General features: G+C 59.2%; 13 protein-coding genes. 5 read left to right on the forward strand and 8 right to left on the reverse strand.

The window, feature by feature from the left end:
* The first annotated feature begins 28 nt into the window (after positions 1-28).
* The 3 genes from KTJ78_RS11325 (at position 29) to KTJ78_RS11335 (ending at position 3,133) form a co-directional block, all read left to right on the forward strand.
* Positions 29-1,588: a SpaH/EbpB family LPXTG-anchored major pilin gene (locus KTJ78_RS11325; protein WP_217135832.1), complete on the forward strand. Its 1,560-nt coding sequence runs from the start codon at positions 29-31 to the stop codon at positions 1,586-1,588.
* 77 nt (positions 1,589-1,665) lie between these two features.
* Positions 1,666-2,610, forward strand: coding sequence for a class C sortase (locus KTJ78_RS11330; protein WP_217135834.1), 945 nt, complete (start codon positions 1,666-1,668; stop codon positions 2,608-2,610).
* A 265-nt stretch (positions 2,611-2,875) separates the two neighbouring features.
* Positions 2,876-3,133 (forward strand): hypothetical protein, encoded by a 258-nt coding sequence (locus KTJ78_RS11335; protein WP_217135836.1) that lies wholly within the window; start codon positions 2,876-2,878, stop codon positions 3,131-3,133.
* Between the two features lie 3 nt (positions 3,134-3,136).
* On the opposite strand, the gene KTJ78_RS11340 is transcribed toward KTJ78_RS11335, so the two are convergent.
* Positions 3,137-3,883, reverse strand: a complete 747-nt coding sequence (locus KTJ78_RS11340; protein ID WP_217135838.1) for an NRDE family protein — start codon at positions 3,881-3,883, stop codon at positions 3,137-3,139.
* A gap of 69 nt (positions 3,884-3,952) precedes the next feature.
* On the opposite strand from KTJ78_RS11340, the gene coaBC reads away from it, so the two are divergent.
* On the forward strand, positions 3,953-5,191 hold the full coding sequence (gene coaBC / locus KTJ78_RS11345) for a bifunctional phosphopantothenoylcysteine decarboxylase/phosphopantothenate--cysteine ligase CoaBC (RefSeq protein ID WP_217135847.1): 1,239 nt from the start codon (positions 3,953-3,955) through the stop codon (positions 5,189-5,191).
* An 8-nt stretch (positions 5,192-5,199) separates the two neighbouring features.
* On the opposite strand, the gene KTJ78_RS11350 is transcribed toward coaBC, so the two are convergent.
* On the reverse strand, positions 5,200-5,847 hold the full coding sequence (locus KTJ78_RS11350; RefSeq protein ID WP_217135849.1) for a TetR/AcrR family transcriptional regulator: 648 nt from the start codon (positions 5,845-5,847) through the stop codon (positions 5,200-5,202).
* 108 nt (positions 5,848-5,955) lie between these two features.
* Between KTJ78_RS11350 and KTJ78_RS11355 the strand changes: the two genes are divergently transcribed.
* Positions 5,956-7,107: a hypothetical protein gene (locus KTJ78_RS11355; RefSeq protein ID WP_217135851.1), complete on the forward strand. Its 1,152-nt coding sequence runs from the start codon at positions 5,956-5,958 to the stop codon at positions 7,105-7,107.
* Here the strand turns inward: KTJ78_RS11355 and KTJ78_RS11360 are convergent.
* The 6 genes from KTJ78_RS11360 to KTJ78_RS11385 form a co-directional block, all read right to left on the reverse strand.
* Positions 7,048-7,377 (reverse strand): SdpI family protein, encoded by a 330-nt coding sequence (locus KTJ78_RS11360; RefSeq protein ID WP_217135854.1) that lies wholly within the window; start codon positions 7,375-7,377, stop codon positions 7,048-7,050. The two genes, KTJ78_RS11355 and KTJ78_RS11360, sit on opposite strands and share 60 nt — an antisense overlap.
* A gap of 159 nt (positions 7,378-7,536) precedes the next feature.
* Entirely contained in the window at positions 7,537-8,856 is a 1,320-nt protein-coding gene (locus KTJ78_RS11365) for a TRAP transporter large permease (protein ID WP_217135856.1), read from the reverse strand.
* Between the two features lie 22 nt (positions 8,857-8,878).
* Positions 8,879-9,400 (reverse strand): TRAP transporter small permease, encoded by a 522-nt coding sequence (locus KTJ78_RS11370; RefSeq protein WP_217135858.1) that lies wholly within the window; start codon positions 9,398-9,400, stop codon positions 8,879-8,881.
* Between the two features lie 65 nt (positions 9,401-9,465).
* On the reverse strand, positions 9,466-10,485 hold the full coding sequence (locus KTJ78_RS11375) for a TRAP transporter substrate-binding protein (protein ID WP_217135860.1): 1,020 nt from the start codon (positions 10,483-10,485) through the stop codon (positions 9,466-9,468).
* A gap of 57 nt (positions 10,486-10,542) precedes the next feature.
* Positions 10,543-11,613, reverse strand: a complete 1,071-nt coding sequence (locus KTJ78_RS11380; protein WP_217135862.1) for a pyridoxal phosphate-dependent aminotransferase — start codon at positions 11,611-11,613, stop codon at positions 10,543-10,545.
* Entirely contained in the window at positions 11,610-12,350 is a 741-nt protein-coding gene (locus tag KTJ78_RS11385) for an IclR family transcriptional regulator (RefSeq protein WP_217135864.1), read from the reverse strand. The genes KTJ78_RS11380 and KTJ78_RS11385 overlap by 4 nt, the downstream gene beginning before the upstream one ends.
* Between the last annotated feature and the right edge of the window lie 3 nt (positions 12,351-12,353).

Below are 12,353 nucleotides of genomic sequence, written 5' to 3' on the forward strand. Positions count from 1 at the left end.
CCCCCGCAGAAGCAATGAAAGGAAAACCATGACTGACACGATCAGAAATCGGCGCGGCCGAGTGATCGCGGCCACGGGTGCACTCGCGCTCGGATTTGCCGGCCTGTTCACCGGGTCAGCAGCCTTCGCTGCCCCGGCAAGCTACGGCAACATCGATGACAGCAAGACCGGTAGCATCATCATCAATAAACACGAACACCAGGGCGTTGGCGCGGTGAATGGAAAGCCCGATGGCGAGTCGGTGCCCACATCACCTGGCATTGAGGGTGTTGAGTTTACCGTTTATAAGGTCGAGGGTATCGACGTCAAAGATGCTGAAGATTGGAACGCGCTCGAAGCACTGTCGCCAAACAACAACTGTTCTGTTGACGGATATGACATCACCGAGGTAGATACCGTCGTCACCGGTGAAAATGGCAAGGTTACTGTGCCGAACCTCGAACTTGGGGCATACCTCGTCTGTGAGACTGACGCACCATCGACTGTTGTTGACCGTGCACTGCCGTTCATCGTCACCATCCCGCTTCCCTTTGAAAACGGTTGGCTTTACGACGTAAACGTGTTCCCGAAGAACGGCCTCAAAGCAGGAATCGCGAAGAAGAACCTGCCGCAAGAACAGCTGAAGGTTGGCTCGACCGTCAAGTTCGAGGTCGTAGCCGATGTTCCGACACTTGCAAAAGGCACCCACTGGGAGTACTTCCGCATCGTTGACCCAATGGACGCAAACCTTGAAGATATCAAGGCAGCAAACGTTACGCTCGGCGGCACCGCTCTCGCTGAGGGCACCGACTACAAAGTCGTTACCGTTGGGCAACAGCTCATCGTACAGTTCACCGTTGCTGGCATGAAGAAGCTTGAAGCAGCAGCACCAAGCCAGGTTCGTGTCGAGTTCTCGGGCAAGATTAAGCAGGTTCCTGCTGACGGTGTCATCGCCAACTATGCCTTCACCGATACGAAGACCTACGTTGACCCGGACCCTGAAAACCCTGAAGAGCCTGAAGAACCGGAAGAGCCTGAAGAGCCTGTTGATCCCCCGACAGACCCCGAAGAAGTAACCCCCGATGTTTACAGCAACTGGGGCGACATCAAGGGTCTGAAATACACCGACGGCAAAGAGGGCGTCAAGACCTCACTCGCAGGCGCGACCTTTGCTGTTTACGCAGCAGCGGATCCCTATGCAGAAGAGTGCGTCGCAGATGTGACCGGTGAGCCCGTCGACACCGGGACGTCAGACGCAGCAGGTCTCATCCACTTTGAGGGTCTCTTTGTCTCGCAGGGCATCGAAGATGAAGAAGGAAACAAGGTCGACGAGCACGACTACCGCTGCTACGTCATCGTCGAGACCGCAGCTCCCGCGGGCTACGTGCTTGACGAAACCCCGCGCCCCGTTAAGGTGAACATCGGCCAGACCACCATTGTTGAAGGTGCCGGGTACGATGCCGAAATCAAGAACACCCAGCAGGAGGTGCCTGAACTGCCACTCACCGGTGGTACAGGCCAGCTCCTCGTGCTCGGTGGTGGCCTCGCGCTGATTGCACTCGCGATCGGTCTGTTTGCTGCACGCCGTCGCACACAGACGCAGGCATAATCAGCCACTGATATACCACGTGAAGCGGCGGGACACGGCACAGCCCTCCCGCCGCTTCACCTATTGCTGAGAGACACATGACAACCACATTTACCACGAGGCGGGAACGCAGGTATCAGGAACAGAAAATACGTACCTGGCGCCCAGCCCTGCTCACCTGGATCATGGCCGTCACTGGTCTTACAGGAATGATCTTCTTGCTGTATCCGACCGCTTCAGCATGGCTGTCGCAGTACAACCAATCGCAACTCATTCGAGATTATGGAAGTAGTCTGCAAGACGTGCAGCCAGACGCAAAAGAACAGTTGCGGCTTGCGAAAGAATACAACGATCAGCTTGTTGCAGGCGTGCTTCTCGAAGAAAACGCTAACGTGCCAACCGGTACGGGGACCGGAGCCGAAGGTCTCGACTATCAGAAGCTCCTCATTGCGAGAGATGACGGAATGATGTCGCGCCTCATCATCCCCGGCATAGATGTCGATATTCCGGTCTATCACGGCACAGATGATGACACGCTCAAGAAAGGTGCCGGTCATCTCGAAGGTTCTCACCTTCCAATCGGGGGCGTTGGCACACATTCTGTGATAACAGCTCACCGGGGTCTTGCCTCGGCACGAATGTTCACAGACCTCGACCAAGTAGATGTGGGAGACACATTTACCCTGAGCACCTTCGGAGAAGTTCTTACATATCAGGTCACCGAAACAAAGGTCGTCGAACCTGATCAAACTGATTCGCTTCGGGCAGTTGCAGACAAAGACATGGTAACGCTGATCACTTGCACGCCCCTCGGGGTCAATTCACATCGAATTCTCGTCACCGCTGAGCGAATCAGTCCCACGCCCGAATCAGACCTGCGGCGTGCCAACGATGATCCTTACCTCCCGCACTTCCCCTGGTGGCTTGTGCTTCTGATGGTAGGCACAACCGGTCTTGCTGGATATACCTGGCGAGCCGGATACACTGACGCAGCCGTGACAGCACGCAAAGCCCAACACGGGCACTTGCAAGTAGAAGAATAAGCTCTAGGGGATGCTAATAGGATCACCGTGCGAACCAGAAGCGCTTTCGATAAAAGTACGCTGAGTTGTTGAGCCGTGAAGAAACACCTCTGAACCCACTCGGCGGATCACGCCAGCACCACCGCAGCCCCGTTTTCCTTGCGTCAGACGCGGGTCTGTGCAAGCCTGTAAAGAGAGCGTCACGCGGTCGTGACACGGCTTGTCAGGGCTCGTGGCCTCAGGAAGCGCGGGGGTTCCCGCGGCATAACGAGAGGCCGGGAGAGCAATGTCCAGTGAAATCACGACCAACCGAGAGCTCGCGAAGAAGATGCGCAACTGGGCGATTGGCCTGCTCGTCGGCGGGGTCATCGCGCTCTTGCTCATGAACGAGGTGCTCTTTTCGTTCGCGCCTCAGAATCAGCTGCTGTTTGCCCTGGTGCAATGGTTCGTGAAGCTGTTGGGCTTCTTCGGGTTGCCGCTCGCGGCGAGCCTTATCGCGGGGTCCATCGTGGTGGGCAGGCTGCCAGAGCAGGCAGCGCAGTAGGTCTCACACCAGGGGCGCGCTCACGAACTCGGGGTTGTCCCACTGAGCGGGGCGACCCAGCGTAGCGCTTTCGAGTGAGACGGCGGGGCCAGCGGGATCCGCCGTAATCTCTGCCACGCACACGAGCAGCGACGCGGTCGGGAAGCCGTGCGCGGTGTTGTCGCGAATGATGGCCCGGTCGTCGTCGATCGGGAGCTGGGCTGAGGTGGCGAGTAGGGAGATCCACTCGTCGCGCCAGCGTTCGGGGGCGGCGTGAGTGAGCTCGCGAAAGCGGGGCAGCCACGCGGCAATGCGGGCGGTGTCAGGGTCGTCGACGTCGTCGTGGGCGAGCATGTGCACGCCGGGGTCGAGGGTTTCGCGGGCGAGGGCTGAGCCGTCCCAGCGGATGACCGTGACGGTGGACCCTTCGACTGTGACGAGGTTGAAGGGAGCCGTCTCGGGGTTGGCGCCGGGTTCAGATCCCTGCGCGGCATCGAGCACGATCCCGCCGCGTGAGCGTGGCCAGGCGCGGGTGGGAAACCCCGGGTTCGCCCCGGGCTCGGCACGGTTGAGAATGACCGAGAGCTTGTCATCTTGAGTTGCGAGCCATGCTCCGCCCGCTCGGCGATCGCGCACCCCGGTGAGGCCTGGAAGTTCTGGCCACCACTCGCCTGGAGCGTCCCAGGCGCGGGCCGGGTCTTCATCGCGAACCGCGAGCAGCCGAACCGGGCCTGACGGAGTCTCTGGAACTTGAACGATGACGGTGCACATACCCTCGATCGTAACCGTTTCTCGATGGGTGAGCACCCGCCGGGCAGCTTCGGGTGCGATGATGAGGGTATGAAAATCGTGGTGGGAGTCACAGGCGGCATCGCGGCCTACAAAACGGTGCATCTCGTGCGGCTCATGGTCAAGGCGGGGCACACGGTCACGGTGGTGCCGACCGAGAACGCGCTCGAGTTCGTCGGCAAGCCAACGTGGGAGGCGCTGAGCCGAAACCCGGTCACGACGAGCGTGCACGAAGACGTACCCGAAGTGCGGCACGTGCGGCTGGGGCAGGAGGCCGACCTTATCGTGGTTGCGCCCGCCACGGCGAACACGCTCGCAAAGATGGCGGCGGGTATCGCCGATGACCTGCTCGGCACCACACTTATCGCCTCGAAGGCTCCCGTGCTCGTGGCCCCGGCGATGCACACCGAGATGTGGCAGCACGCATCGACCCAGGCGAATGTGCACACGCTGCGTGAGCGTGGCGTGCACTTCGTGGGGCCTGAGGCGGGCGAACTCACTGGCGCTGACAGCGGGCTCGGCCGCATGACCGAACCCGAGCAGATTTTTGAGCGGGCGATGGCGCTCGGCTCGGTCGCGCAAGATCTCACCGGCTGCCGGGTGCTCGTGACCGCGGGCGGTACCCGCGAGCCGATCGATCCGGTGCGCTATATCGGCAATCGGTCGAGCGGCAGGCAGGGCATCGAGGTCGCGGCTGAGGCGGCGCGGCGCGGTGCTGCGGTGACGCTCATTGCGGCGAATATCGAGCAACGGCTGCTTGAGGGCTTGGCTTCGTCGATCGAGGTTTCGCGCGTGGGCTCGACCGCCGAGCTTGAGGCCGCGGTGCACCTACTGGCAGCGAGCGCCGACGCGATCGTTATGGCCGCGGCCGTGTCAGATTACCGGGTGGCCGAGGTTGCCGATGGCAAGCTTCGCAAGGCGGATCAGGGCGAGTCGCTGCACCTGAACCTCGTCGAGAACCCCGATATTCTGCGGGGTCTCGTCGACGCCAGGGGCTCATCGAACCTGGCGAAGCCCGTGCTTGTTGGCTTTGCGGCCGAGACGGTCGCGAGTGATGAAGAACTGCTCGAGCGTGGTCGTGCGAAGCTTGCGCGTAAAGGCTGCGATCTGCTCGCGGTGAACGCGGTTGGGTGGAGCCAGGGCTTTGAGAAAGAGCACAACCACCTGTGGCTGCTCGAAGCGGGAGGATCGCTCATGGGTCAGGCCGAGGGACCGAAGGGCGAGACCGCACGGGCGCTTGTTGACGCCCTGGTGCCGCTCATTGGGGAAATCAAAGGCCTTGCGCTGTAACCGACCGCTCAGGGCGAGCCGAGATAACCTTCGACGATGGGGGCGAGGCGCTCGATGAGCTGCTCACGGGGAATCTCAGCGATGAGGGGCACCTGCAAGACGTAGCGCGAGAGACCCACGCCGAGCAGGTGGGCCGCGAGCAGCTGCGTGTTGAGCTCGAACTGGTCTGGCTCGTGCACTGTTACGGTGTTGCCGGCCTCGGCCTGGTGCTCGGCGAATGCCTGGAGGCCGGCGCTCAGGTTCTGCGAGATGATGCCTTGCAGCCGGGTGAGCATTTCGTCTGACTCGAGCGCCACACGAAAGAGGGCGCGAATCGTGAGGGCAGTGTCGGGGTTCTCCCACATTGAGAAGTAGAGCTCGAGGAGCGCTTTCGCGGGGTCGCTGCCCGCTGGAGCATCGATGACCATGCGAATGTTGCTGCTCGCCTTGTTCATGACGGCCTCTTCGAAGAGCCCCTGCTTGCCGCCAAAGAAGTGGCTCACGAGGGCGACGTCGACTCCCGCCCTGCTCGTGATGGCTCGAAGTGAAGCGCCCTCGTACCCTTTTTCGGCGAAGACCTCGACGGCCGCGGCGAGAATGAGCTCGCGGGTTGAGGTGTCACCGGGGCGCCTTCCGCCTGCACGCTTCGGGGGCGGGGTGGGTTCTGAGTCAACCATGCCATTAGTGTATCCGCAAAAAATATCTCAACGTGTGTTGAATTCAACGGGCGTTGAGTTTATGATGAGTGGGTAAGACAGACACGAACCCTATGAGAGGTACACACCATGAACGCAGGCGAACGCGAGCAACAGAGCGGCCGCAGTGCATCGTCAGGCTGGGCAAAAGCGATCGTGCCGGGGCTCCTGGTCACCCTGGTCAGCGCCCTGTTCGCGACGGCTTTCATCTGGCCTATGACGCAGGCTGATCCGCATGATATTCCGATGGCTGTTGCCGGGCCAGAAGAGCAGCGTGCCGCGATCGAGCAGGGCATCGCAGCGCAAAAGCCTGACCTGTTCGACCTCACCGAGGTGGCAGACCGTGACGCCGCCGTCGAAGCCATCGAACAGCGAGAGGTCGCAGGCGCCGTTGTCGTCGGCGACGAGGGCGTCGAATTCTTGACCGCATCAGCGGCAGGGCCGCAGATCGCGCAGTTGCTGAACCAGGCGGCCGGTGGGCTCGAGCAGAAGATCACCCAGCAACGTGAGCAGGCAATGAACGAGGCTTTTGAAACGGCCAAGGAACACGGGGCGACGGCCGACGAACTGCTCATGATACAGGAGCAGGGGCGTGCCCAGCAAGAGAAGTCGCCCGTCGTGGTGACCGACGTGGTGAGCGGTGGCGAGAACGCCTTTGCTGCAAATCTCACGATGCTTCCGGCGCTCATCGGCGGCATGATGGGCGGTGCGCTCTCGATGCTCATGGTGAAGCGACCGCTACGACGAATCGCCACGATCGTGACTGCAGCCGCCGGTTCAGGTCTCATGGGGGCTGCAATTCTCGGGCCATGGTTTGACCTAGTGCCAGGTGATTACTGGTTGCACGCGCTCGCACTCGGAGCCGGAGCACTCGCGATCTCATCGGTGATCAGCGGGCTGGGCTCGCTCTTTGGCTACGCGGGCATGGGGATCGGCGTGCTGGCCGTGCTGCTGATAGGAACCCCGTGGGGCGGCATCATGGTCGCGTCAGAATTCTTGCCGGGCGGCATGGCGAGCCTCGGCGCGAGCATGCCGACCGGCACCATGGTGAGCCTCATGAAGTCGTTGAGTTACTTTCCCGCGGCTGCAACCGGAGGCCAGTGGGGCACCCTGGGGTTGTGGATTCTCGGAGGCCTCACCGCGATCGTCATTGGCGCGGTGGTCTTTGCGAAACGAAACGCCTCAGCCGAGCCGGCCAGCCTCGAGGCGCCGCTCACGGGAGACGCCGGCCCACGCGCCTAGTAGCAGCCCAAGAGCCGCCGCTGCGAGGGCAAGCGTGAGCGCTGCCGCAAGGGTGCTCGTGTACGAGAGCGTCACGAGCACCCAGCAGGCGATCGTGCCAGCCCACGAATATGGAAGCGCGCGTCGGTGCACGCGTCGCCAGGCCTCGGGGCTCGCGAGCGATCTGCGCACCCTGATGCCGAGCAGCCGGTTGGGGCCAACAAGGCCCGCCGCGGGTAACTGTACCGAGGCGAGCGCGATGAGGCTTAAAGCGATCGTGACGATGGCCATGGGGCTACCGTACCTTACCTTGTCGATGGTGGTCTCCAACGGAACCCATAGGGCAAGAGTTCGCCTGTACCCCTGAAAACCGAGGCCGTTGTCAATAGCTTTGCCGTTACCTATCACTCGTGGCGTAGGTAACGGCAAAGCTATTTGCGATGGAGCTGATTACGTTGACATCGCTTCGGGTAGCCAGAGCGCAATGTCAGGGAATATGAAGATCAGTAGCGCTAGTACCAGAATGAGAATAACTACTGGAAAGGCGCCGCGGAAGATTTCAGAGATTTTGCTTCCGGGAGATGAAGCACTGATGATGTAAAGAACGATGCCGACAGGCGGTGTGATTTGCCCGAGTTCGATGAAGAGCACGAGGAGCACCCCGAAAAGGTAGGGATTGAAATCGACTGCGTGCATCAGAGGGATCACGACGGGCAACGTTACGAACATTAGGGAGAGCCCGTCGATGAACATGCCGAGAACTACATACACGATTGCCATGCAGATGAAGAGAGTCCAAGGTGAGGTCATGAAGCTGCTTGAGGCTTCAAGGACTCCACGGACTACACCGCTTTGTACAAGCGCCGCCGAGAAGATATGGGCTCCGACGACAATGAACATCAGCGCTGAAGTCACCTTCGCCGTTGATACGGCTGTATCAACAATAATGCGCCATGAAAGGCCGCGAATCGCGAAGCCGATAACGACCGCGCCACCGGCACCGATTGCTGCTGCCTCTGTTGGGGTTGCAAGTCCTGAGTAGATTGAACCAAGGACAATGAGTACGAGAACCAGGCCCGGCAACATACGCAACAGAGTCGCGAGGCGGGCACCTGTCGTTGTACCCACCCGGGTATCGCTCGTCGGTGCCAGCGCAGGGTTCATGCGCGTACGAATGAAAAGGTAGGCGCTAATCATAAGCGCGAGCACGATGCCTGGCACGAGACCAGCCATGAAAAGACGGCTTACCGAGAGCTCTGCGTAGGCGCCGTACAACAAAGCTCCAAGGCTTGGCGGGATGAGCATGCCCAGGCTGCCGCCTCCAGCAATAGAGGCAAAAGAGAGCTTTCGGTCATATCCGTCTCGCTCCATTTGGGGTAGCGCGATACGAGCCATCGCGGCAGCCGTGGCACTACTCGAGCCTGACATAGCGGCAAGTACTGCCGAAGCGCCGATGTTTGCGTGCAGCAGGTTGCCGGGCACTTTACGCAAGACGACGAGAATGCCGTCGTAAAGACGTTGGGTGAGCCCGCTTCTGGCAATGACCTCTCCCATGAAAATAAACAGGGGCACAGCAGTCAATACAAAGGAGTTCAGTGTTTCCCATGCGATGCCCCCGATTGGCAGGGGACGTTCCCAGCCGCCGGTGAGGAAGAGGAAGATCACCGAACTGCTCACCAGAGCAATCGAGACCCACTGCCCGGCGAGTAAGAGAATGGCGAGTAAGGCGATAATGATCAGCAGGGCTGCTGACCAGTCGAGTCCAAACATAATAATTCCTATTCAGTTGTGGCTACGAGGTTGCTTCGGCGTTCGCCGTCGACGGAGTAGGGGTCGGGCCCAAGAGCTCGATAATGAGGTCGAGCAGCATCTGGAAGATGAAGAGAAGCAGCCCGAGGCAAAGAACAGCCTGGGGCAAATGCAGCGGTACGCGAAGCACTCCGATCGATACGATCTCGTGGGTGTACGAGTTGAGCATTGTCTTCCATGAGAACCAGAAGATAATGCCGACCGTCAGTACCGAAACTGTCTTAACACTGATGCTGCGTACTCGTTCTGCCCGACCTTTAAAGCGCTCAAGTAACAGGTCCATGCGAATGAACGATCCATCTTGGTAAGCGAAAGCGAGCCCCAGATACACGAGAGCTATTTGGAGATAATTCGCGAGTTCGCTGAGGCCAGCAATGTTGAAAATATGGAGGTTTCTCACTGCCACATCAAAGATGACGATGGCGACGAGTGCGAGGAGACAGGCTGAGCTGAGCCACTTCGAAACACGTGAAGTAGCATGGCTGATGCGGATTAATCGGTTCATGATTTCCTTCAGAGAATGTGCATGGCCGGGTGCACGGAGGGCGTTGCGACCCGGCCATACGCGACTTACTGACCGAGAGCAGCTCGTAAGGTTGCGAGCGCATCGGTTCCTTCAGAACCAGCCAAGCTTGAGGCCCAGGATTCCCAGCCGTTTTGTGCGATCGTCAACGCTTTAGCTCTGTCAGTATCTGCGGGTGTGACTATGGTGACCCCGAACTCGTCTTCGAGCGCTTGGAGTGCTGCGTCGTCGACTGATGCGAAGTGTTCTGATGTTTCGGCCTCGTACCGTTGAGAGACTTCGTTGAGACCTTCTTTTGCATCAGCTGGAAGCGCCTCAATGGTGGTGGCGTTTGCGATCGCGTACTCAGTGAGCACCCCGACATCGAGCATAAACACCCAATCGATTTCTTCGCCCCACCGCGACTTAACGGTGTCGGCGCTACTGATTACTGCGTCAATAACGCCCTGTTGTAGAGCGCCACCCACCTCAGCAGTTTCGATTGTGACGGGGGTCGCCCCAATACCTTTAATCCATTCAGACCATTCGGGGCCTGTTTGGCGAATTTGTAAGCCCTGGAGGTCTTCGATTGACTTAGGTGGTGTCCCTGAGCCGAAGATCTGCATCGAGGGGTATCCGTAAGACCAGAGCTCAGTGACGCCATACTTAGTGAGACATGGTTCAAGCGCAGCGGAGGCAGCGTCATGCATTGCTGACCATTCAGCGTGGTCGGTTGCGAGCATCGGCAAACCGAATACGCCTGCTACCGGGCACTCACCGCTCATGAATGAGCTCAAAGCACCGGCCATATCGATACTCCCGTCGCCAACACGTTGAACGTACTCCGACGGTTTATAAGGTAGCTCGCCCTCGGGGCGTATGAGCAGTTCGACAGTTCCGTTGGTCGTGTCAAGTACGTCATCGGCGAACTCAACATATCGTTTCGTATAAGCGCTTACGGGAGATCCGTAATAAGCAAAGTCAAGCTTTTTTGTAGCGCCCTCTTCAGCTGAGGTGGCGCCAGCGCAACCTGTCATAAGGATAAGAGCGCTAGCAGTGAGGCCTGCTATGGCGATTGGTTTCTTCATCAGAGTTACTCCTTTGTAGTGGTGAGAAACAAGTGGTACTGCTGGGTAATACATGTGTTAGAGAGCTGTCAGCCACGAGATGGCCTCGAGCTTTGCGAGCCCCGCTTCGTTCGGCACACTCACACGTACCGTGCCGGGGAGCCCGAGAGAAGAGCCCGGCCGTACCCGCACACCCTCGTCTGCCAGGCGTCGAACGAGCGCGGGTTCTTCACTGGTAACGACGAGTACGAAGTTTGTGTGCGAAGGGATAACTTCGTAACCCGCGTTCTTGAACAGGGACGTGAGTCTGTCTCGAACGTGCGCGTTGGTTTCGCGCACGGTGTTGCCGTGACTGCTGTCGGTGAGCGCGATGGAAGCAGCGGTCTGCGCGATACGGTTGACCCCAAACGGGAGCCTGATCGCGGTGAGGGTTGAGATGATTTCAGGAGCAGCAACGAGGAAACCGATGCGCAACCCCGCAAGCCCATAAAATTTTGAGAACGTACGCAACACCGCGAGTTCGCCCGCTGCAGCCTGACGAATAAGTGAGGGGTCGGCTGCTCCAGCCGGTTGGGCATACTCTATGTAAGCCTCGTCGACGACGGTCAGCCTGCTCGATGAAGCCCTTGCAAAATGTGTAATCGCCTCGGCCTCGAGCAGTGTTCCTGTGGGGTTGTGCGGGTTGCATACAAACGCTAACTCGGCATCAACTGTAGCCATGGTGCTGAGATCATGGGTGAAGTTGGTTAGCGGAACTTTGGTAACCGAAGCCCCGAGCATTGCTGGCAGCTTCTCATGTAACTGGTATGGAGGGTCAGCGCAGACTACCCGGCCGCCAAAAGCGGCATATGCGGTGACAAGTAGCTGGATGAGTTCATCCGAGCCGTTGCCTACGAGTACGCTTTGTTCACTCACCCCGTACTTCTTAGCGATTTCGCTGACGAGCTCGTTCGAGAGTGCATCTGGGTAACGGGCTAGATCTGCAAGCGGCTCTTCAAGGGCGCTCACGACCTGAGGGCTGGGGCCAAGCGGGTTCTCGTTTGACGCGAGCGATCCGAGCGGGTCGAGCGCGGGTTCACCGGGAATGTACGGGTTAAGCGCAGAGAGCCACGGTCTCGGCGTAGGTAAAGTTGGGCTGTTCGAAGTCATCGAATGCTCCTCATCGAGACCTGCGCGATAGTTTCTCGTGCAACGTTCGAGAGCACCTGTGCTGCATGCTCAACTTCTATGGCTCCAGTGAGAAAGCTCACACCAATTGAACCTGAGAAGTGTTCAGGGCTTGAGATCGGCACAGCGACCGTTGTGACGCCAGCGATCAGTGAGCCGTGATCGACTGCGAAACCGATGCGGCGAGCTTCAGTGAGCTGCTGTTCTAAGAGATCGAGGTCTATAGCTTCAACGCCCTCGGCCGTGGCGTATCGCATAAAGCGTTGCAGGCGTGGGGTTGGAAGCTGCATAAGGCAGGCGCGTCCCGCAGCCGTAAGGTGTGCCGGGTGCCTGGTCCCGATCGCGCTGGCGAGCTTGATTTGGTTGCCAGCGGGGTCAAGCTTGTGAAGGTAGAGCACACTAGGCCCGTCGAGCGAGGCAAGGTGAGCGGTCACGTTGAGCTCATCAAGGATAAGCTCGAGTGCGCTTCCAAGATCTTGGCTGAGGTCGGTTGAGTCCAGATATGCGTTGCCGAGTGCCAGTGACGCAATATCAAGCGTAAATACGCCGTGCCGGTCTTGCTTGATGTAACGTTTTTCTTCGAGCGCCGCGAGAAAAGAATGCAGGGTACTCTTCGGAATTTCTAGTTGCTCAGCTATGCGTGCTTGGTTAATGCCGCCCTTTACTTCGGCGATGAGCTCGAGCACCCCGAGGGTGCGTTCAACCGTGCGGTTTTTCATAGC

It is taken from the genome of Leucobacter chinensis (genome assembly GCF_019049105.1).
GTDB lineage: Bacteria > Actinomycetota > Actinomycetes > Actinomycetales > Microbacteriaceae > Leucobacter_A > Leucobacter_A chinensis.

Excerpts from the sequence above, each read along its gene's own strand:
- KTJ78_RS11325 (WP_217135832.1), top strand. The coding sequence starts at position 29 with ATGACTGACACGATCAGAAATCGGCGCGGCCGAGTGATCGCGGCCACG.
- KTJ78_RS11330 (WP_217135834.1), top strand. The coding sequence starts at position 1,666 with ATGACAACCACATTTACCACGAGGCGGGAACGCAGGTATCAGGAACAG.
- KTJ78_RS11335 (WP_217135836.1), top strand. The coding sequence starts at position 2,876 with ATGTCCAGTGAAATCACGACCAACCGAGAGCTCGCGAAGAAGATGCGC.
- KTJ78_RS11340 (WP_217135838.1), bottom strand. The coding sequence starts at position 3,883 with ATGTGCACCGTCATCGTTCAAGTTCCAGAGACTCCGTCAGGCCCGGTT.
- coaBC (WP_217135847.1), top strand. The coding sequence starts at position 3,953 with ATGAAAATCGTGGTGGGAGTCACAGGCGGCATCGCGGCCTACAAAACG.
- KTJ78_RS11350 (WP_217135849.1), bottom strand. The coding sequence starts at position 5,847 with ATGGTTGACTCAGAACCCACCCCGCCCCCGAAGCGTGCAGGCGGAAGG.
- KTJ78_RS11355 (WP_217135851.1), top strand. The coding sequence starts at position 5,956 with ATGAACGCAGGCGAACGCGAGCAACAGAGCGGCCGCAGTGCATCGTCA.
- KTJ78_RS11360 (WP_217135854.1), bottom strand. The coding sequence starts at position 7,377 with ATGGCCATCGTCACGATCGCTTTAAGCCTCATCGCGCTCGCCTCGGTA.
- KTJ78_RS11365 (WP_217135856.1), bottom strand. The coding sequence starts at position 8,856 with ATGTTTGGACTCGACTGGTCAGCAGCCCTGCTGATCATTATCGCCTTA.
- KTJ78_RS11370 (WP_217135858.1), bottom strand. The coding sequence starts at position 9,400 with ATGAACCGATTAATCCGCATCAGCCATGCTACTTCACGTGTTTCGAAG.
- KTJ78_RS11375 (WP_217135860.1), bottom strand. The coding sequence starts at position 10,485 with ATGAAGAAACCAATCGCCATAGCAGGCCTCACTGCTAGCGCTCTTATC.
- KTJ78_RS11380 (WP_217135862.1), bottom strand. The coding sequence starts at position 11,613 with ATGACTTCGAACAGCCCAACTTTACCTACGCCGAGACCGTGGCTCTCT.
- KTJ78_RS11385 (WP_217135864.1), bottom strand. The coding sequence starts at position 12,350 with ATGAAAAACCGCACGGTTGAACGCACCCTCGGGGTGCTCGAGCTCATC.